We start from the raw sequence: 19,641 nt of genomic DNA on the forward strand, positions 1-19,641 counted from the left end.
GTCGGCTTTCATTGGCCGGAGTCCTAACAGACCGTCAGTATCGCGTCCGGCCCGGCTCAGGTCCACGGCTCGCGCCCCACAATCCCCGCCAAAGCCGGGATAACCTTAATTCGGCTGTTGTCATGGACCTCCAGGGTCGGCGGCACGTTGAGTGGTGCAGGAGACCGGAGGACCGGAATCCAGGAAAAACAGCCACAAAGGGAGAGGGCGACCATGAGTGAGCAGGGACGGCATTTTGAAGGTTCGAACGAGAAGCAGTCGATGGCAGAGGCGGGTTTCGAGCAGGCGCGCAGGGCGCTTGAAAGTTTTCTCGACGGCGCCCAGCAAACGGCCAATTCGATCGATGGGCGCAACGAGGCGGTTCGCGATAGCGTTCGGGATATCAGCAGCAAGGCAATCTCCTTTGCCCAGCAGAATATGACCGCGTCACTGGACTATGCTGAGAAACTCCTCCGCGCGAGGGACCTATCGGAGGTGATGCGGCTGAATACCGAGTATGTGCGGGATCAAATGAAGGCCCTGACCGAGCAGGCCAGCGAAATAGGGCAGAGGATGGGCCAGGCCGCCCTGGGAGCCGGGAAGCCTCAAGCTTAAGAGCGTCCAAGACCGCAAAATCCCGACGTAGGATTTTTGCCGGGCGGGTATGTTTTGCGTCGCAATATATTATTGCGTCGCACAAAGATGTCATGGTAAGCAGGTGCTTGGCCTCGTCACTTCGCAATCAAGCCGAGATGCAGGGCGATCGTTGTTTGCAAGGCCACACTGTGTTCACAGCTGCAAAAGGATTACTGACATGGCTAATCCAACCGATGCTTTTGAAGTTCCCGAGGAGGTGCGTGCATTCGCCGAGAAGGGTGTCCTGCAGGCGCGCGATAACTACGCGAAGTTCAAGGAAGCCGCGCAGGACGGCAACGGCGCTATCGAGGCCGTTTTTAACGCTGCAACGAAAGGCGCTCATGCCTATTCCACCAAACTGCTCGATTTCGGTCAGGCCAACACCAACGCCGGCTTCGATTTCTTGCAGGCACTGGTCGGCGCCAAGTCGTTGTCTGACGCGACCGAATTATGGAGCGCCCATGCCCGCAATCAATTCGGAACATTTGCAGCCCAGGCCAAGGAATTGACTGAACTGACTCAGAAAATCGCGGTTGAAACGGCCCAGCCGATCAGGACTGGCGCGTCGAAACTGTTTCAGCCGGTTGCGTGATCCAACGGCCGTCCGCTGCCAACCCGGGCTTCTCGGCCCGGGTTTACTATTTCAGTGTCGCCTCCCTGCCGATCCAAACCGGCTGGACCAGCCACGCCTGATCGCTGCGGGACTCAAGCTCGCGATAAGATTCAGGTATAAAAGGGCGGGGTTCCTTCGCTAAATAAAATTGGCTAAGCGGCACCGCGATAACGGATCGTTGTGGCCTTGCCAAAGCGGAGTGTTGCACCTAGTTTCCGCCCCGTTCGCACTGTTTTTTTTGGGGTGCGCGAGCAGGATGCAGTTGTAGCTCAGTTGGTTAGAGCGCCTGTCTGTGGAACAGGAGGTCGGTGGTTCGAGCCCACCCAACTGTACCAACGAAATCAAATGCTTACTGAAATTCTACAAGCCCCGAGATTTGTATGGCTACCCCATCCTCGGGTTGAGTTCTTCGCGCTTCGTGCGATGGCCTCTTCGAACCTAGCGGCAAATCCGCTATTCGGACCCAGGGTCGCCGTGACAGCCAACTTCGGAAGCTCGAACGGAAGCGCAGCAACAGCGACTCGCATCCGTCGCGAGATTGGCTGGCATGGATCGCGGTAGACTGTTTGGAGGAAATCGAGCGACGATCCAGCTTCGATGTCCACAGCCCCACTTTCGTCATCGTCTATCGGTTCGCGCATCGGGAAGATATGCGAACCGGAAGATCCAAGCCGGATGCTTTTCCGTCGCGATCTCATTTATGGTCGCATCATCTAGCCGACGTAGGTGTTGCCAGAAGTAATCTCGCCGAAGCGGGGTTAGTCGCCATCGCCATTTGAATTTTTCCTGCCGTTTATGAAGAGATCAACGGCTTCAACTCCCCTTTTATTTTTAGCGAGAGAAGGGCGACTGGTGTCTTTGTGCTAGAACAAAACATACATAATAAATGTATGTATCATTGGCTCGTCGCATGGTGGCGGCCGCAGGAACGCCGGTCACTGCCGGAAGGGACGCAAGATCAACCGTACTTCGGGAGACGTGAATGGCTGATCATAGTGAAGCTGTGTATTCGACGGCGGAAGGCATGGATTATCCGGAACACGAAAGAACGTATAAGGCCTTCATCAAATTGGGAACAATCTTCGCGAGTATCGCCGCCACCATTGTCGTGCTGTTGGCGATTTTTCTTATCTGATGATCTGATCGTCATTCTCATATCCGAAACGCACAACGCCGCGTGGCGAACTATGTTCGCCGCGCGGCGCTGGCTAATACGCACTGGGTTCTGAAATTCCCAGTAATGATGAGGCACTCGAGCCCGATAAAAGGTTCAAACAATTTTCGTCAGAACGCCCCGGCTACACACGCAGGAGCACGAGGCCGCGGCAATAAGGCGATGGCATTGCATGGCGTATTGTCAAACCGCGACAACCAAGCGGACGGCACAGCGGCTTCTTGTTGAGGTCAGATGTGATTGCTATGATCGTCGCAGGATTGCTGAATGCGAAGAGGTACCATGTACACTCACATTCTTATTTCCACTGACGGCTCTGAGCTGGCGTGGAAAGGTGTCGACCATGGTCTATCGTTGGCCGACGAAAACGGCAGCAAGGTTACAATCATCACTGTGACGGAGCAGTTTCCGGTTCCCTCCATTGGCGCAAGCAGGTGGGGTATGGCAGGTATGGACCCGGATCGGTTCGAAGATGCCAACACGCGGCATGCAAAAGCTATTCTTTCCGCAGCGAAAGCGGCGGCAGAAGAAATGGGACTGACCGTCGAGACACTCCATATCCCGAATGCCTTACCGGCCGCGGCTATCGTTGATGCGGCGAAGAAGCAGGGGTGCGACCTGATCGTCATGGCCTCCCATGGGTACCGTGGGATCAAGAGGGTTCTTTTGGGCAGCCAGACTGCCGAGGTCGTTGCTACTGCGCACGTTCCGGTTCTGGTGGTCCACTAACAGAGATGCTCGCTCAGGATCCATGACACGGACGTCCTGAGCCAGATGCGTATCGTAAAGGCTCGGTGGGCTCCATCCAGACGCGTCAGTTGCCTCGAACACCGCGTCGAGCCAGTTTGAGGCGGTTTCGTCCGGCCCATGATCCGAAAGTTTCGTGCCTCGGCGCTCAGGCTCAAGACGTCGTAAAGTCTTTCCATCCATGCGCATGCGCGTTGATGTGGATCAAGACGTCAGCCTCGTCGTGCCGGATAAGCAAAGAAAACGATGGTTGGGTTGTCCACATGAAGGCTTCGGAAGTGATGCGAGCGCCAGCGGTAACTGTCGCGCCGAATTGTCGGGTGATTGATGCGGCTCGGCTCCTGATGGAAACCAATCGGAGGGGGCTACCGGTCGTCGATCATTCCGGCATTATCGTCGGTATTGTGTCGGAAGGCGACTTTTTGCGTCGTGTTGAACTTGAGACGGAGCCAACAGATCGGCCATGGTTCGACGCATTTTTTGGGATAGGAGAGAGCGCAGTGGCTTTTGCGCGCGCGTATGGCCGAAGCGTCGATGAGATTATGACGCGAGACCCGATGTGCGTAGCGCCGGATGCAGATCTAATCGAAGCGATTGCGTTGATGGAGAGCCATCACGTTGCGCAGATTCCTGTCGTCCTTAAAGGCGCTGTCCTGGGAATGATCTCGAAAGCCGAACTCCTTGCAACGGTGGCGCGCAGGTTCGATCAAAGCATCCATATCGGCCAAGGTGTCCGCGACAACATTCTTGCTGCGATTCGGAAGGAACGCTGGGCGGCAGGAGCTATCGTTGACGTCGTGGTAACGAACGGTGAAGTCCAAATATGGGGTGTGATTGTCGACAATAATCAACGCAAGGCGCTGAAGGCGCTCATTGAGAATGTTGCAGGGGCCGAGCGGATCGTGGATCATCTGAAACTCAGAGATGAGCTGCCGCTTTGAGCGATGGAGACCGGGTCGATTCGGGCGAAAGTTGACCGGCATGGATGCTGAAGCTCTGAGTCGCCTTACGGTTGCCCTGGCCATTGGGCTGCTTGTCGGCCTGGAGCGCGGCTGGCAAAGGCGCGATGCGGAAGACAATCGGCGGGCCGCTGGCTTTCGTACTTTCGCGCTTTCCGGACTCCTGGGTGGCGTTGCGGGTGTCATCGCGCTTCAAACGACCGCTTCGGTCATCGGGTGGGTTTTTCTGGGATATATCGCAGCATTCACGGCCTTTCATTGGCTGGAAGCCAGGAACGAAGGCCGTGTCAGCGTGACGTCGGTTGTCGCGGGAATGCTTACGTTCCTGCTCGGCACCATGGCAGTTGTTGGAGATCTGCAACTTGCCATCGCCTGCACCGTCGGCATGACGGTTCTGCTGGCGTTACGCGAGCCGTTGCATCGGTGGATCAGTTCGTTGAACTGGCAGGAAATCCGGGCGGTGCTGACCTTGCTCGCGATGTCATTCCTGCTGTTGCCGCTACTGCCAAATCGGACGATCGATCCGTGGAAAGCGATCAATCCCTATCAGACATGGCTTTTCGCGATCATGATCGCGGCAATTTCATTTACCGGTTACGTAGGAATTAAAGCATTCGGAAATCGGCTTGGAGTCGTCATGGCGGCTGTTGCCGGAGGGCTTGCATCATCCACGGCCACCACTCTTGCTTTGGCGAAGCTGGCTCGCGAGCATCCATCATCGTCCGGATTGCTGAGCGCAGGTATTCTGGTCGCTGGCGTCGTCATGATGCTGCGTGCTGGCGTCATTGCAGTGGCGCTCAATGGCGCGCTGCTAGTATCGCTTTTGCCGCCGCTCTTGACCACCGCCGCTGTGCTCGGCATCGGGGCCGCTATCTTTTTGTTCAGAAACGTCCAACAGGAGACGCCTGAACTCCAGATCAAAAATCCTCTCGCCGTTGGAACCGCAATCAAGTTGACCGCGGTGCTTGTAGCCGTGATGCTGGCCGTGGAACTGGTGCGTCGAATGTTCGGGGGCGTCGGCATCTTCGTTGTGGCCGCGCTTTCCGGAATCGTGGACGTCGACGCCCTCACGATCTCGATCGCTCGCATGGCCGGGGGCGATGTAGATTTGAAGACAGCGGCTCATGCTATCATGGTCGCAATTGCAGTCAACACCATCTCCAAGGCGATCATGGCCGGTTGGGTAGGAAACAGGAGAGTCGGGCTGCTGGTTGGAGGAATCAGCGCTGTAGCGCTTGCCGGAGGACTCGTTTTGGCTGCCTGGGAGGCCTGAATGCCAGAAGTTGGGGATATGTATTTTATCCGGCCGTTCCTCTTATCTACAAATAGCTCGCCCCGCTTCCTTCTTTTGGTAGCGGGAATGTCCGAAGGCGGACTTTAGTTTCCCCGCGAGGAGTTCTAGTGGTTTTGACGTTGGCGGAAAATGGCTTCCCGAATGCGCATCACGAGGCTGTCCTCGAGATGAGGCTTGAATAGAATATAGTCTATTCCGACGACCGCGGCCTTCTCCGCCATATGCTGAGGGGGGTAGCCGGTAATGAGAATGATCGGTACCGCGACATTCTGTTGACGGAGTTGCGCTGCCACATCCAGTCCATTCATCTGGGGCAGCTTGTAATCGATCACCAGGCAGTCGACATCGTCCGGACCAATGGAAGCCAATAACGTCCTGGCGGCGCTGAACGTGCGAACCGTGAACCCATGGATTTCAAGAAGAAATCGCATTGACCGAAGCACTGCAGGATCGTCATCGAGAATGCATACTCTGTGCTTTATGATTGTGGACCCTGTCATTTGATGCCACGAAGCCCAATGATCACCTACAATACGGTTGTAGGGATGGGGCGACTTGACTTATCTCAATCGTTTAAGATGCCGGCGCGCAAGGCGAGCCGGATTAGCTCCGACAAGTTATGTGCCTGCATCTTGGTCATAACATTTGCGCGGTAAACTTCGATCGTCCGGGGACTGATATTGTGTTCACGGGCTATCAGCTTGTTGGATAGTCCTGCGACGAGGCCGTCCATGACCTGACGTTCGCGCTGACTGAGAGTCGCTAGTCTTGATGCGATCTCCGCCGAGACAGTGTCACTTTTCGTATGATTCGGGTTCTGTTGGAGAGCGACCTCAATCATTCCAATCAGCCGCTCATCTTCAAACGGCTTTTCGACAAAATCGAACGCTCCTAACTTCATCGCTTCGACGGCGAGGGGGATATCCCCGTGCCCGGTCATGATGATGATGGGCAGGGGCGAAGCACTGGCCTTGAGGCGTCGAAGCAGATCCATTCCATTGATGCCAGGCATGCGAACGTCAGACAAAACGCAACCAAAAAGAAGACCGGAATGAGCATCGAGAAAGTCGGCGGCAGTATCGAACAGCGTGACGTTAAAATCTGCCGAGCCAAGCAGGAAATCGAGCGAGTCCCGCATCGTTGGATCGTCATCGATGACATAGACATTTCCCCTATGCGACATCTGGCAAATCCCCGGTTGCCGCTATAGGCAAAGTCAGTCGGAAGGTGGCGCCACCGGAGTCGTTCGTTTCGGCCCACATCCGGCCACCATGAGCCTCCACGATCGACCGGCTGATGGGGAGACCCACGCCCATACCGGTTTTCTTGGTCGTGAAGAAAGTCTCGAACAGGCTTTCAGCGGCAGCCTCGTTGAAGCCATGTCCGGTATCCGATACGGACAGTTCAACCATCTCGTCTGACAACTTCTTGCTGGAGGCGGTAAGTTCCCGTTTTGGTGATTCCGCCATTGCTTCCAGGGCGTTTCGAAAGAGATTGACCAGGACCTGCTGAATCTGGACGCGGTCGACCAGGACACGATCGCATTCCGCATCTAGTTCAAGCCGCAGCATGACGTTCTGCTCGCGGGCGCCTGCGAGACCGAGAGCTCCGGCTTCTTCCATCAGCTTCGCCAGGCTTTCGACGCGTTTCTCTGACTCCCGCCGGGAGACGAAATCACGCAACCGTCGAATGATTTGACCGGCACGGATGGCCTGATCCGCAGCGCAATCCAGCGCCCGTTCGATCTTCGTGATGTTGCGATCTGCATCGGTGGTCAACAGGCGACGAGCTCCGTTCATGTAGTTGCTGATCGCGGCCAACGGCTGGTTCAATTCGTGTGCGAGAGTAGATGCCATCTCGCCCATCGCACTCAAGCGAGATACGTGAACCAGTTCGGATTGCAATTCTTGAAGTTTTGCCTGGGTTTGCTGATGCTCTGTAAGATCGCGGACAAATCCGGTGAAATGCCGCTTTCCGCCTGAATGCATCTCGCCGACGGACAGGTGCATTGGAAAGGTGGCCCCATCCAGACGTTTTCCGGTGACAACCCGTCCGATGCCGATGATGTGCCGCTCGCCGGTGGATTGATAGCGGGCCAAATAGTGGTCGTGTCGGCTGCTATCCGGTTCAGGCATCAAAATGCTGACATTCCGGCCAATGACTTCGCGTTCTGAATAGCCGAACAGACGTTCGGCTGCGCTGCTGAAGTGCTGCATGATGCCGTGATCATCAATAACAATCATCGCATCGGGAATGGTATCGAGTATCGAGCGCAAGTGATCCTCACGCGCAATCAGAGCTTCTTCAATCAGCTTCTGATCGTCAATGTCGAGTATCACGCCACTCAGGCGCCGTGGTACTCCGCCCTCGTTGGTGACGAGGCCACCCCGTGCTCGAATCCAGCGATCTCTTTCCGATGCCCCGAGGATCCGGTACTGGAGATCAAACCTGCACCCGGTCTTGATCGAGCGCTGAATAGCCGATTCCGTGCGCGCGCGATCCTCCGGCTGGAGCAGGGAGAGGAAAAGATCGTAACTGACCGGAGCATTTTCCGAGACTCCAAAAAGCATGCGCGCTGGGCTGGACCAGAACAGATTCCGGGTCGAGAGATCGAGATCCCAGATGCCAACCCCGGATTTGTCAATTCCGCGTTGCAACTCCTCATCACGGAACAGGCTGTTTGACGACGACTGATCGTTACTCGACACGGTTTCACTTCCCGGCACGGCAAGGAAAGCTTAGCTAAAAAATCTACTGTATCCCCGTATTGCCTCGTTTTCCCAGCTAATGAGGCTACCCGGGATCGTGACCGCTACCCATGGTAGGAGCATTGGCTCTGAAAGCTGAATGATAAAGCTTTATCCGGCTCAAGAACATTATTAAAATCCGTCATCGTTGTAACCGGCTCCGGCGTTTGCCGACAAACCCGCTGGTTTGCTTTCGCTCCCGTGCAAGGAGTTTTCCAATGCAACGCTATGTTCGCGAGGAAAATATTCTTCTCTGCCGCAAGCTGCTTGCAGAAACGACGGATGAGGAAAAGCGAAAGATCATTTTAAGATTGCTGGCGGAGGAGGAAGCAAAAGAGCTGCAGCCTCTTTCTGCTGAGAGAAACTAGGTTGTTCTTGATCGGCTTGCAGATTACTAGGCCGGTCCTCAGCGGGCGTCGACGAAGGCGGCGCCTCAACTTTGCCGTTCAGAATGACCTATAGCGCTTCCAAGCGCCGTGGAATCCGCTTCGCGTGAAGAAGACGGGTCTAATCAAACAACCGGAGTATTTCACCGCATCCATGAAGCGGTGAACTTCCCTTAGGTGCGTTCTTTTGATTGCATCGGAGCGCGGTCCGGCAGCGGTCCAATGTCCAATCCGTCTCACAACCGACAATAGTGTTTCACTTTCAGGAGCAATCAACCCGTCACTGCTAATTGTTCATCCTTCGGAGAAAGCAAGCAGAGCCCCGACATGGGGTCTACCCAACAAAGATGATCGTTCACTTCCTTCACGCCGGCGACATTCTCTGCCGCGACCACGGCAGCCTGTCGAGCCCGTTCGTCGGTAATGATCCCGCTAAGATGAACGATTCCGCCGCGTACAATGACGCTAAATTCAAATGGACACCAGTCGTTCTTCTCGATGGACGTAATGACGCGGTCGCGAATATGGTCGTCATCCGCGGTCGGATCTGGGACCTCGCGGGCGAGCCCTGCGACGGCCTGAAGTAGATTGGACCGTGTGACGATTCCGACAATCTGGTCGTTCCGCATCACCGGCAAGCGCTTGACGCGCTTCTGTTCCATCATTGTCACGATGTCTTCCAGCGATGCATCCTCTGAAACAGTGTAGGGATCAGGTGTCATGATTTCACCGACCTTGCGGCCTTGCTCGTGAACGAAGTCCGATGCGTCCCTGCCTGCACCGAGCAGAAATGCTAACCATCGCGCTCTCCTGCGTTGCGTACCGATTTCGGCGCGGCGAATAAAATCGCCTTCTGAAATGATGCCGACCATCTTTCCCTCGGCGTTGACCACTGGGAGGCCGCTGATGTGCTGTCTGAGCATGGTGTTGGCGGCATCAACAACGGTCGTGTCGGGGTGGACTGTGATGACCCGCCTGGTCATGATCTGATGAGCGCGCATGCTGAGCTCCTCGTATTTGGATGAGCGTAATGCTATCGCCAATGCATCGAACCGGATTGACCTAAGTCAAACGCAATGGCCGACGTAAAATACCAGAGTACTTCGGTGCGGCTACAGGCCTGATTATTTGTTCGTAGCCCATCAGCATCATTTGCAAGTATTTTGATCTGGATCATCTCCGATTCAAGATCTCAGATCCATGCATACTGGCGCGTAACACCTGTTGAAATTATTGATCTAGCCGCAGGAGCAACGAATGACTTACGCAACGATCATGGTTAGCCTTGCGTCAGATCAGTCGAACAAGCGTTGTCTCGCTATTGCCAGCGAAATGGTCGATCGATTTGACGCTCGTGCTATCGGAATCGCGGCCGAAGAGTTCAGTCCGCCGCTTTATTTCACCACCGGTGAGCAAGCCGACAAGATGATTGAGCAAGGACGGAACGCAATCAAGACGCGGTTGTCAGAACTGGAGTCCGAGTTCCGAACAGCTATGAATAGAAGCGCGAAACGCGTCGAATGGCGCTCCAACATGGAGATTCCTCTTCGGTTTGTTGCGCGCGAAGCGCGCGCCGCGGATATTATCGTGATCAGGCAAGGTGGAGGCGGCGTATTTACGGACCCGTTCTCCGGGGTCAATCCGGGTGATCTGGTTATGCAGGCGGGCAGGCCGCTGCTCATTGTTCCGGAAGAGGCTGGTTCGTTCGATCTGCGAAGTGTGCTGGTCGCATGGAAAGACACCCTCGAAGCCCGACGGGCGATCGTTGATTCGCTTCCGCTCCTGCACAAGGCCAAAGACGTCACGATCGCCGAGATTGTCGAAGACGGCAGTCGCGAGGCCGCGTTGAGCCGCACCAATGATGTAGTCACGTGGCTGAAGCATCACAACATCGCAGCGAGCGCAATCGTTTCCGATGAAAAGTCTCATGCCGGGGTTGCGCTGAATAGAATTGCATCCAGTGTTGGAGCAGGGATAATTGTAGCCGGAGCCTATGGCCATTCGCGATTGAGCGAGTGGGTACTCGGCGGCGTGACGCGACATCTTACATCTGAATCGACGCGTTGTGTGTTGCTATCACGCTGATCTGGCGACACGTGAGTCTGCGGAGCCGACATAAGCCATCAATCGCTCCGCGTTCATGAGTGATCAAATTTTGAAAGGGAGCAACCCAGCTAGAACGGCTTTAGTTCCGCCATCTGCCGGAGAATGAGTGCAGCAGCCTTGATCGTTCGTTTGCTGGATTTTTGGCCAGCCGGAAACAGCGAGCGCCATCTCTTTCCGTTGTCATGTGTCGGCTTTACAAAAGTGGCTGCGATAGCGTGGCCTTGCTCAGCGTCGTTTAGATGCCCCAGGAGTTTTTGTATCTTGCGTAGGGACTTCAGCAATTCCTGTATTTTCCCGAGCGATTGACTTGGGAGAAGTGATTCGATGGTTTCGAGTATATAACGAAGTCGTTTGGCTTTTATTCTGAGTCGATGGCGCTGACTTGAATTCATATTCTCAAAGGCGCGGCTCTTTTTGATGAGTTTCTTATGCCATCGGTCTAGACGGCGGGCGGAATATGTCGCGAGCGAGGTTGATGATTGCGGGGTCGCCGACGATTTCTTTCCGTTTTCAATCCAGATTGACATATCGCGCAGCAACATCCGGTATCGCTTTGAGCGAAGCGTCAGGCTTAGTTTTCGATGGCTGGTGCTCCACGTTTTTCGCCAAGCCCGACCAAGCGACTGTTTCGGACTCTTGTCATCCGCTGAAAGCAGCCGTGCAATCGTGACATCCAGGTCGCGGGCTCGACTCAGGTGTTTGTTCAACCATTTCAATTCACCCTTCACGTTGGACCATTCTGAAGAAGGAATGAAAGAAGAGAAGAAGGATCTCGCAGTCCGTAGGCGGGTGAGCGCAATGCGCATCTGATGTAGCGCTTCGGGATCTCCTTCGCACGTTGCTTGTTGATTTGCCGCCAGATCATCGAGACAACCGCGTGCAATCGCACGGAATGCTTCCTGGCATGTCATGGTTGCAGACAGTCGCGGCAGTTTGTAACAGCGATGCCTACCCCGTTGCTGCTTGGAGCGTGAGCGGTTCAAGCGAGATTGTCGAGCGCCAGTCACGGTGGCTCCAGTGATGCTGGCAAATAGTGGGTTTCAATCATACCAAGCTCTTTCTTGCTTGCAGCATTGCAGAGTTTGCCTGGGCGTTGCGAGGGTGACTCGGGAAGGAAAAGACTTCCCGTTGAATGACTGCGTTCGTGTGGTCGGGTTTGTCATGTCCGGATTCGGTCACGGTTGAAGAACGGCGGCTCCAAGCAGTTTTCCTGCTCTCAGCATGGCAATGGCGTCGTTGGCCTTGTCCAGGGAAAAAGTCGTCGTACGAATGTGAATTCCGGCTTGAGGAACGATCTTGAAGAAATCAATGCCGTCCTGCCTCGTCAGATTGGCAACGGACAGCAACTTTCGCTCCTCCCAAAGGAGACTATATGGAAACGAGGGAATATCGCTCATGTGAATTCCCGCACACACAACCCGGCCGCCTTTGCGAACTGCTCGCAGGGCGAGAGGAACCAATTCACCAACCGGCGCATAAATGATGGCGGCGTCCAGTTCCTCTGGCGGGCGCCGGTCGGATGCGCCGGCCCAGACGGCGCCGAGTTGCCTGGCGAAGTCTTGCGCCGCGATGTCGCGGGCGCGAGTGAAGGCAAATACCGAGCGTCCCTGCCAGACGGCGATTTGAGCGACGATATGACCTGCTGCACCAAATCCGTAGATGCCAAGCCGTTCGGCATTGTCCGCCATGACTAGCGACCGCCAGCCTATCAGGCCGGCGCATAATAGTGGCGCGATTGATACGTCGTCGCCGGTTCCACCGATGCTGAAAGCATAGCGCGCGTCGGCAATGGTGTGAGTTGCGAAGCCGCCATCACGCGTGTAGCCGGTGAAAGATGGGCGGTCACACAAATTTTCCATGCCGAGGCGGCAATAGCGGCACACGCCGCAGGTGGACCCAAGCCAGGGAATCCCGACGCGGTCACCAATCTGATGACCGGTTACGCCGTTACCCATCAGGTCGATGCGGCCAACGATTTCATGGCCAGGGATAATCGGATAGCGGATATCGGGGAGTTCAGAATCCACGACATGGAGGTCGGTGCGACAAACTCCACATGCACCGATTTTGACGCGGATCTCTCCCTCGCCAGGGATTGGATCGTCGCGCTCCTGCATCTGGAGCGGTGTGGCTGAGGCCGGGAGCACCATCGCGCGCATGGAATGCCTCCTAGCAAGGCGACGCAGTATGTCCGATCAGCTCGGAACGTAACTCGGGTATTCATTGCACCGCGATAGTTTACCCCGGTTTGACCTCGATCAAAACACTCCCGCTGGCCCGTGGTGAGATGACCCGCTCAAAGCCCTTGTTTGGAGGATCAATCATGATGAAGTCGCCGCTCATCCCGGTAGGGCGGGATAGTTCCCTGACGCGCACCGAAGCAAATCCGTTAGCGTTGTTCCAGCAAGAAATGGACCGTCTGATCGATGGCTTCAGCAGAAGCTTTACCGGTCTGACGTCACGGGCGTTGATGCCCAGCATGGATCTTGCCGAGACTGATAAGGAGATTGAACTAACCGCGGAACTGCCAGGAATGGAAGAGAAAGACGTGCAGTTGAACGTCGTAGATAACCATTTGACGATTCGCGGCGAGAAGAAGAATCAGCGAGAGGAAAAAGAGAAAGACTATCATCTTGTCGAGCGAAGCTACGGTTCCTTTGTACGAACTGTCGATCTGCCGCCGGGTGTGAATATCGATAGCATCAAAGCTGTGATGTCGAAGGGTGTTTTGAAGGTCACGGTGCCGAAGCCGGCGCCCGCGCAGACCAAAACGATCGAAGTCAAAACGGCAGCGTGATCTGAATGGTTAGGGCGCGCGTGGCATGGACCTGCGCGCGTCCAAGGTCGTTATCGCGAGACGCAACGAGATTGGAATGATATCTTGTATCAATTTATCGAACAAACCGTCGACCGTTATATGACACGCCAAGTCAAGACGGTATCGTGCGACGTTACGATGCAAGAACTCAATGATCTGTTCGCCAGCGATGATTTCAATGCCTATCCGGTCGTCGACGACCAAGGGGACGCCGTAGGCCTGGTGACAAAGTTCGATTTCCTCAAATGTTTTGCCCTAACGCTGAGCTCAATGGTTCCGCGCTATGACGAGCTTATGAAGCGAACGGTTTCCGATACAATGGTTCACGAATTCATCTATGTGAGCGCAACGACGAAGTTGGTGCGTGTGTTGCAGTTGATGGTCGAGCATCGACTTCGCAGCGTTCCCGTTATGGATACGGAACAGCATCTGGTCGGCATTATCTCGCGCGAGGATGTCATGCGAGCTTTGCGAGACTGCACGCGTGGCGAGCAGCTTGCCGTGTAACGTCTGAAACTGTTTGTCAGCGCTAATCTGGTCATCCTGAACGTCATTACCGTAGGACTGCCGGTGCGGGACTCGAGAACAGATCAGCTCGAATCTCGCGATTACGGTGTTATCATGTGCCGCTAGAGGCCATTGAGATTTCTGCGTAGACATCTTTCGGTATGAAGGCTCCATGTCAACTTATCGATTGAATAGTTTGCTTGCGCCAAATTCGGTGGCGTTGGTCGGTGCAAGCACGCGTAGCGGCTCGGTCGGGCGGGCGATTATAAAGAACATTTGCGCAGCTCGTTTTGAAAACCCGTTCGGCGTCGTCAATTCGCATTATCAGGAAATTGAAGGTATATCGACGGTCAAGCGTTTGGCTGAGCTGCCGTTTGTCCCGGAACTGGTCATCGTCACCACGCCGGCGGCAACCGTTCCTGAGATTGTTGCCGAAGCAGGAAGGATCGGCTCGGCTGGTGCCGTCATTATCAGCGCGGGCCTCGGCCAGGGAACGGGCTCATTGGCGGAAGCTGCCGAGCGCGCAGCGCGCGCTCATCATATGAGGCTTATCGGTCCTAATTGCCTCGGCATATTAATGCCGACGATAGATCTGAACGCGAGCTTTGCGGCTCACATGCCGCGCGCGGGGAATCTGGCCCTGATCTCACAATCCGGTGCGATAGCGACCGGGATGATAGAATGGGCAGCGCGCCGTAACGTCGGATTTTCCGGAATCATATCGGTCGGCGATCAGCTCGACGTCGACGTGGCTGATCTGTTGGATTTCTTTGCGCTCGATACCGAGACCAAAGCGATCCTGATGTACATCGAGGCGGTCAAGGATGCCCGTAAATTCATGTCGGCAGCGCGGGCGGCGGCGCGGGTCAAGCCGGTCGTTGTGGTCAAGTCGGGACGCATGGCGCAAGGAGCCAAGGCGGCTGCAACCCATACCGGGGCGCTGGCCGGTTCGGATGCCGTCTATGATGCAGCGTTTCGCCGCGCAGGCATACTACGGGTCTTCGATCTCCGGGAGTTGTTCGATTGTGCGGAGACATTGAGTCGAGTCAAATTCGCGTTTGGAAAGCGGTTGGCCATTCTCACCAACGGGGGCGGCGTTGGCATCCTCGCAGTGGACCGGCTTGTCGAATTGGGAGGTGTTCTGGCGGCACTCAATCCTATCGTCAAACAACAGCTCGACGCTATTTTGCCGACGACATGGTCGGGCTCCAATCCGGTCGATATTATTGGTGATGCGGATCCGTCGCGTTATGTCGGAGCGCTCGAGATTCTGCTGACGGATGACGAGAGTGACGCCATCCTCGTCATTAATGTGCAAACGGCGATTGCTGATTCGGATGCCATCGCCACGGCGGTGACCCGCGTCGTTGACGCTGATCGGCGCAAGCATACTGCTTTTGCTAAACCGGTGCTGGCGGTATGGGTCGGCGCCGACGAAAAGATTTCGAAAACGTTTATCGACGCAGGCATTCCCGACTATGCGACGGAAGATGACGCCGTGCGTGGATTCATGCATCTCGTTCATCACCGCGAGGTGGTTGAATCGCTTGCGGCGGTGCCGCCGAGCCTGACACATGAATTCGTACCGGATATCCCGGCGGCGCGGCGAATTGTCGAGTCGGCGGTAGCGCAGGGCAGGCGGTGGCTTGATCCGATTGAGGTCGTAGGCGTCTTGGATGCCTACGGGATTGCCAGCGTTCCGACGCAGGCGGCAGCCAATGCCGATGAGGCCGCTGCTCATGCGCAAGCCCTGCTCGCGCGCGGTGAGAGCGTCGTTCTCAAGGTGCTTTCGCGCGACATTTTGCATAAATCTGATGTCGGCGGCGTGGTTCTCAATCTGATGACTGTCGATTCGGTTCGCGCTGCGGCGGTCAGCATCCTTGCGAAGGCAAAGGCGAAGCTGCCGGATGCCAGGATTGACGGTTTCATGGTGCAGCCGATGGTCCTGCGGCCGAAGGCTCGTGAACTCATCCTGGGAATCGCCAGCGATCCGACTTTCGGCTCCGTTATTGTATTTGGCCATGGCGGCACCGCCGTGGAGGTGATCAACGACAAGGCGCTGGCTCTGCCGCCGCTCGATCTCAAGCTCGCCCGCGATCTTGTCGAACGCACCCGCGTTTCCCGGCTGTTGCGCGCCTATCGCGACGTGCCTGCTGTCAAACAGGACGAGATACCTTTGACGTTGGTGAAACTGGCGCAACTCGCGGCAGATGTTCCCGAGATCAGAGAACTGGATCTCAATCCGCTGCTCGCCGATGAGACCGGAGCTCTTACGGTCGATGCTCGCGTCGCGGTGGGGTCCCCCGTGCGAAAGTTTATCGGTCCCGGAAACGTCAACTTTGCTGTTCGACCGTATCCGTCGCAATGGCTACGACATCTTGTGTTGAAGGATAATCGGCCGATTATGGTCCGGCCGATCCGGCCTGATGACGAGCCGCTATTTTGTGACTTCCTGCGCCGCATCACCAAGCAGGATCTGAGATCCCGGTTCTTTGCTGCCATGAATCCGTTAAACCATGAATTCATTGCGCGGTTGACGCAACTCGATTACGCGCGCGCAATGGCCTTCGTGGCTTTCGACAAGACGACTAACGAGATGGTCGGGACCGTTCGAATCCACTCGGATTCGATTTATGAGACCGGAGAGTATGCGATACTGGTTCGTTCGGACCTGAAGGGCAGAGGACTAGGCTGGACGCTGATGCAATTGATCATCGAGTATGCCAAGTCCGAAGGATTGAAATACATTGACGGCGATGTGCTGTCGGAGAACACGGTGATGCTGGCGATGTGCCGGGATCTCGGTTTCGAGATCTCGGACGATCCCGCCGAGCGCGATATTCGCCATGTCAGGCTTGTGCTTTAGCCGAGGCGTATACGCCACGTCCAGTCGTCGTTTGTGTTAGAGGCGGGCGATCGATTTGACACAATAAGTGTGCATGGTTCCTCCTTCGTTGATTGAAACATATTCACCAGGCACGAAATGCTCGTCCGCGAAATGATAGCCGGCTTCGTCGGGCAGCCTGGCCGCGTCGTCGTAACGGAATGCCCAGGTGCCGCCGGGACGACGAATGAGGTGGCCGGAATCATTATTTTCATCCGGCCGTAAACGTGTCACCCGACATGCCTCGCGATGATCCTTCCATAATTCATGGTCGATGCGGCCATCGGGAGTAAGCGGAGCGATAACGATGTAGCCGACGCTGCTGTCTCCTTGGGGGTGATCGGGTTCGCGCGCCAGCTCGAGGCGGATCTGCCGGAATTGCTGCGGTAGAGACGTATTCAGGATCGGTTTGAGATGCATGATCATGGTCCTTGCGTCTGGATGGCTTCGAACGATGAGCCGGTCCGCGGCTCTACCTGTCCCAGCCGAACTAAAATCTATACGCGTAGCGCGGCGCGCCGTTGACTTGCGTCAATGTCGACGTCCGGGGTGCAGTCTATGGACGGCGTAAAGAGCTGGAGGTTTACATTTGGCGACAGAACCTCAATTGGCGGTGACCTCAAGAGGTGATGCGCTCGAACTGCGCCCCGACGGCTTCTGGATCGCGGCGAATGTGACCGTCCTGGAAGCACTCGCAGATGCCGCTGCGCCGCAGGTCGAGCGTGCGAAGTCGCTTAAAATGGATATGAGCGGCCTCAGCGAACTCGATACGCTGGGGGCCTGGCTGCTCGAAAAATTGTCGCGCCAAATTGCCGGTCATCCGGCTGAAATCGTCGGGGTTTCTGAAAACTACGCCGGCCTGATCGAGGAGGTCCGGCACGTCAACCGGCACAATCTTCCGCCACCCAAGGCGCGCAATCCCGTGATTGCCAAAGTGGAGGAGGTCGGGCGCGCTGCCTGGAATTCCCGCGAAGACGTCGCCGTGTTCCTGCAGATGCTCGGTTCTCTCTGCGTCGCATTGCTCGGCATCATTCGCAAGCCGCGTTCGCTGCGGCTCACGTCGCTGGTTTATCAATTGTATCGGGTCGGCTGGCAGGCAATCCCTATCATTCTACTCATCACTTTTCTGATCGGCGCGATCATCGCTCAACAGGGATTTTTTCATTTTCGCAAGTTCGGCGCCGATTCATACGTCGTCGATATGGTCGGAATCCTCGTGCTGCGCGAGCTCGGCGTGTTGATCGTTGCGATCATGGTGGCCGGCCGATCTGGTAGCGCCTACACCGCCGAGCTCGGCTCCATGAAGATGCGCGAAGAGATCGACGCACTCTCCACCATGGGACTTGATCCCGTCGTCGTTTTGATTCTGCCGCGCGTCTTGGCATTGGTTCTTGCGCTGCCGATCCTGACGTTCATCGGATCGATGGCCGCGCTTTACGGAGGCGGTCTGGTCGCATGGTTCTACGGCGGCATGGGCCCCTCGATATTCATTGCGCGGCTGCACGACGCTGTTTCCGTGACGCATTTCCAAGTCGGTATGATCAAGGCGCCCTTCATGGCCCTGGTGATCGGCATCGTCGCTTGCAGCGAGGGTCTGCGCGTAAAAGGCAGCGCCGAATCGCTCGGCAAGCAGACGACGACCTCTGTGGTGAAGTCGATCTTCCTGGTGATCGTGCTGGATGGATTGTTCGCGGTGTTCTTCGCGTCGATTGGAATGTAGCGATGGATACATCGGTCGGAAAGTTCGCAATTCGGGTCAACGACCTCGTCGTGGGTTTCGGGCACCGCGTCATTCTTGATCATCTCTCGCTTGATGTGCGCCGTGGCGAGATCCTCGGCCTGGTAGGCGCCTCCGGCGGAGGCAAGTCGGTGCTGATGCGCACCATCATCGGCCTGATCCCGCGACGGAGCGGCGGGATCGAGGTCATGGGCGCGAGGATCGGCTCGCCCCATGACGTTGGAACGCAGCGGGCCGCCGGCAAGTGGGGCATCCTGTTCCAGCAGGGAGCGTTGTTCTCCTCGCTGACCGCGCGGCAGAATATCCAGTTTCCACTGCGTGAAAATCTTGTTCTGTCCAGCGCATTACTGGACGAGATAGCCACGGCCAAGCTGGAAATGGTCGGATTGACCCCGGAGGACGGCGACAAGTTTCCCTCCGAATTGTCTGGCGGCATGACGAAGCGGGTGGCGCTGGCGCGGGCGCTGGCGCTCGACCCGGCGATCGTCTTTCTCGATGAGCCGACCTCCGGTCTTGATCCCATCGCGGCAGGAGATTTCGATGCCTTGATCAAGACATTACAGAAAACCCTTGGCCTGACGGTGTTCATGGTGACCCACGATCTCGCCAGTCTGAATACAGTCTGCGACCGGGTCGCGGCCCTGGCGGACGGAAACATTGTCGCCATCGGGCCGATGCGCGAGCTGCTCCAATCCGACCATCCGTGGGTTCGCGCCTATTTCCATGGCAAGCGCTCATTGATGCTGCAGCCGAAAGCGAGTTGAAAGATGGAAACCCGTGCCCCCTTTGTCATTATCGGCGCCTTCGTGCTCGCTGCCATCGCCGCGGTTTTCGGCTTCGTCTATTGGCTCCACAACACCGGCGGCCTTGGTCCGCGAACAACCTACCACGTGCAATTCGAGGGCTCTGTGCCTGGTTTGCTGGTTGGAGCGGCCGTCCTCTTCAATGGGCATTCGTGTTGGCGAGGTGACCGAGCTTAGTCTTGCGCCGGACGATCCGCGCCGCGTCAATGCGGCAATTGCCGTGACATCGACGACGCCGGTGCGAGCTGAC

The 19,641-nt window shown here is 56.2% G+C and carries 20 protein-coding genes, 1 tRNA gene and 1 pseudogene; 14 read left to right on the plus strand and 8 right to left on the minus strand.

Going from position 1 to position 19,641, the window contains the following annotated elements:
• Nucleotides 1–213 precede the first annotated feature (213 nt).
• The 5 genes from NB311A_RS13670 to NB311A_RS13685 all read left to right on the plus strand — a co-directional run bounded on the left by NB311A_RS13670 (nt 214) and on the right by NB311A_RS13685 (nt 3,131).
• Nucleotides 214–594: a phasin family protein gene (locus NB311A_RS13670; protein ID WP_040675291.1), complete on the plus strand. Its 381-nt coding sequence runs from the start codon at nt 214–216 to the stop codon at nt 592–594.
• Nucleotides 595–793: 199 nt separating this feature from the next.
• Nucleotides 794–1,207 carry a phasin gene (locus tag NB311A_RS13675; RefSeq protein ID WP_009799191.1) on the plus strand — a complete coding sequence of 138 codons (414 nt, stop codon included), beginning with the start codon at nt 794–796 and terminating at the stop codon, nt 1,205–1,207.
• Nucleotides 1,208–1,486: 279 nt separating this feature from the next.
• Nucleotides 1,487–1,563 (plus strand) — tRNA-His (locus NB311A_RS13680).
• Nucleotides 1,564–2,210: 647 nt separating this feature from the next.
• Nucleotides 2,211–2,363, plus strand: a complete 153-nt coding sequence (locus NB311A_RS20660; protein WP_083780466.1) for an aa3-type cytochrome c oxidase subunit IV — start codon at nt 2,211–2,213, stop codon at nt 2,361–2,363.
• A gap of 321 nt (nt 2,364–2,684) precedes the next feature.
• A complete protein-coding gene (locus NB311A_RS13685; protein WP_009799193.1) occupies nt 2,685–3,131 on the plus strand; it encodes a universal stress protein in 447 nt (148 codons plus the stop codon).
• Between the two features lie 75 nt (nt 3,132–3,206).
• On the opposite strand, the pseudogene NB311A_RS23215 reads toward NB311A_RS13685, so the two are convergent.
• Nucleotides 3,207–3,338: pseudogene (locus NB311A_RS23215) on the minus strand (hypothetical protein); the annotation flags it as partial.
• 8 nt (nt 3,339–3,346) lie between these two features.
• Here NB311A_RS23215 and NB311A_RS13690 point away from each other — a divergent pair.
• Nucleotides 3,347–4,090 (plus strand): CBS domain-containing protein, encoded by a 744-nt coding sequence (locus NB311A_RS13690; protein WP_009799194.1) that lies wholly within the window; start codon nt 3,347–3,349, stop codon nt 4,088–4,090.
• A 40-nt stretch (nt 4,091–4,130) separates the two neighbouring features.
• Nucleotides 4,131–5,381, plus strand: a complete 1,251-nt coding sequence (locus NB311A_RS13695) for an MgtC/SapB family protein (protein WP_009799195.1) — start codon at nt 4,131–4,133, stop codon at nt 5,379–5,381.
• A 125-nt stretch (nt 5,382–5,506) separates the two neighbouring features.
• On the opposite strand, the gene NB311A_RS13700 is transcribed toward NB311A_RS13695, so the two are convergent.
• From NB311A_RS13700 to fixL, 3 genes are all read right to left on the minus strand, one after another.
• Nucleotides 5,507–5,902, minus strand: a complete 396-nt coding sequence (locus NB311A_RS13700; protein WP_040675295.1) for a response regulator transcription factor — start codon at nt 5,900–5,902, stop codon at nt 5,507–5,509.
• Nucleotides 5,903–5,967: 65 nt separating this feature from the next.
• Nucleotides 5,968–6,585 (minus strand): response regulator FixJ, encoded by a 618-nt coding sequence (fixJ, locus tag NB311A_RS13705; RefSeq protein ID WP_009799197.1) that lies wholly within the window; start codon nt 6,583–6,585, stop codon nt 5,968–5,970.
• Complete coding sequence (fixL, locus tag NB311A_RS13710) at nt 6,575–8,110, minus strand: sensor protein FixL (RefSeq protein WP_009799198.1); 1,536 nt, start codon at nt 8,108–8,110, stop codon at nt 6,575–6,577. Before fixL ends, fixJ begins: the two co-directional genes overlap by 11 nt.
• Before the next feature lie 257 nt (nt 8,111–8,367).
• Between fixL and NB311A_RS22055 the strand changes: the two genes are divergently transcribed.
• Complete coding sequence (locus NB311A_RS22055; RefSeq protein ID WP_009799199.1) at nt 8,368–8,517, plus strand: hypothetical protein; 150 nt, start codon at nt 8,368–8,370, stop codon at nt 8,515–8,517.
• A 290-nt stretch (nt 8,518–8,807) separates the two neighbouring features.
• Here the strand turns inward: NB311A_RS22055 and NB311A_RS13715 are convergent, their stop codons facing one another.
• Nucleotides 8,808–9,536 (minus strand): CBS domain-containing protein, encoded by a 729-nt coding sequence (locus tag NB311A_RS13715; protein ID WP_009799200.1) that lies wholly within the window; start codon nt 9,534–9,536, stop codon nt 8,808–8,810.
• A gap of 256 nt (nt 9,537–9,792) precedes the next feature.
• On the opposite strand from NB311A_RS13715, the gene NB311A_RS13720 reads away from it, so the two are divergent.
• Nucleotides 9,793–10,620 carry a universal stress protein gene (locus tag NB311A_RS13720; protein WP_009799201.1) on the plus strand — a complete coding sequence of 276 codons (828 nt, stop codon included), beginning with the start codon at nt 9,793–9,795 and terminating at the stop codon, nt 10,618–10,620.
• Between the two features lie 89 nt (nt 10,621–10,709).
• On the opposite strand, the gene NB311A_RS13725 is transcribed toward NB311A_RS13720, so the two are convergent.
• Nucleotides 10,710–11,552, minus strand: coding sequence for a CHAD domain-containing protein (locus NB311A_RS13725; RefSeq protein WP_009799202.1), 843 nt, complete (start codon nt 11,550–11,552; stop codon nt 10,710–10,712).
• 264 nt (nt 11,553–11,816) lie between these two features.
• Nucleotides 11,817–12,800 (minus strand): zinc-dependent alcohol dehydrogenase family protein, encoded by a 984-nt coding sequence (locus tag NB311A_RS13730; RefSeq protein ID WP_009799203.1) that lies wholly within the window; start codon nt 12,798–12,800, stop codon nt 11,817–11,819.
• Nucleotides 12,801–12,964: 164 nt separating this feature from the next.
• On the opposite strand from NB311A_RS13730, the gene NB311A_RS13735 reads away from it, so the two are divergent.
• The 3 genes from NB311A_RS13735 to NB311A_RS13745 all read left to right on the plus strand — a co-directional run bounded on the left by NB311A_RS13735 (nt 12,965) and on the right by NB311A_RS13745 (nt 16,832).
• Nucleotides 12,965–13,438 (plus strand): Hsp20/alpha crystallin family protein, encoded by a 474-nt coding sequence (locus NB311A_RS13735; RefSeq protein ID WP_040675398.1) that lies wholly within the window; start codon nt 12,965–12,967, stop codon nt 13,436–13,438.
• A gap of 84 nt (nt 13,439–13,522) precedes the next feature.
• Nucleotides 13,523–13,966: an HPP family protein gene (locus NB311A_RS13740; protein WP_009799205.1), complete on the plus strand. Its 444-nt coding sequence runs from the start codon at nt 13,523–13,525 to the stop codon at nt 13,964–13,966.
• A 172-nt stretch (nt 13,967–14,138) separates the two neighbouring features.
• Nucleotides 14,139–16,832, plus strand: coding sequence for a bifunctional acetate--CoA ligase family protein/GNAT family N-acetyltransferase (locus tag NB311A_RS13745; protein WP_040675301.1), 2,694 nt, complete (start codon nt 14,139–14,141; stop codon nt 16,830–16,832).
• A gap of 36 nt (nt 16,833–16,868) precedes the next feature.
• Here NB311A_RS13745 and NB311A_RS13750 read toward each other — a convergent pair whose 3' ends face one another.
• A complete protein-coding gene (locus NB311A_RS13750; protein ID WP_009799207.1) occupies nt 16,869–17,276 on the minus strand; it encodes a hypothetical protein in 408 nt (135 codons plus the stop codon).
• 163 nt (nt 17,277–17,439) lie between these two features.
• Between NB311A_RS13750 and NB311A_RS13755 the strand changes: the two genes are divergently transcribed.
• Nucleotides 17,440–18,570 carry an ABC transporter permease gene (locus NB311A_RS13755; RefSeq protein WP_040675304.1) on the plus strand — a complete coding sequence of 377 codons (1,131 nt, stop codon included), beginning with the start codon at nt 17,440–17,442 and terminating at the stop codon, nt 18,568–18,570.
• A 2-nt stretch (nt 18,571–18,572) separates the two neighbouring features.
• Entirely contained in the window at nt 18,573–19,352 is a 780-nt protein-coding gene (locus NB311A_RS13760) for an ABC transporter ATP-binding protein (RefSeq protein ID WP_009799209.1), read from the plus strand.
• The last annotated feature ends 289 nt before the right edge of the window (nt 19,353–19,641 follow it).

This window comes from Nitrobacter sp. Nb-311A (assembly GCF_000152905.1).
In the GTDB taxonomy this organism is placed as follows: domain Bacteria; phylum Pseudomonadota; class Alphaproteobacteria; order Rhizobiales; family Xanthobacteraceae; genus Nitrobacter.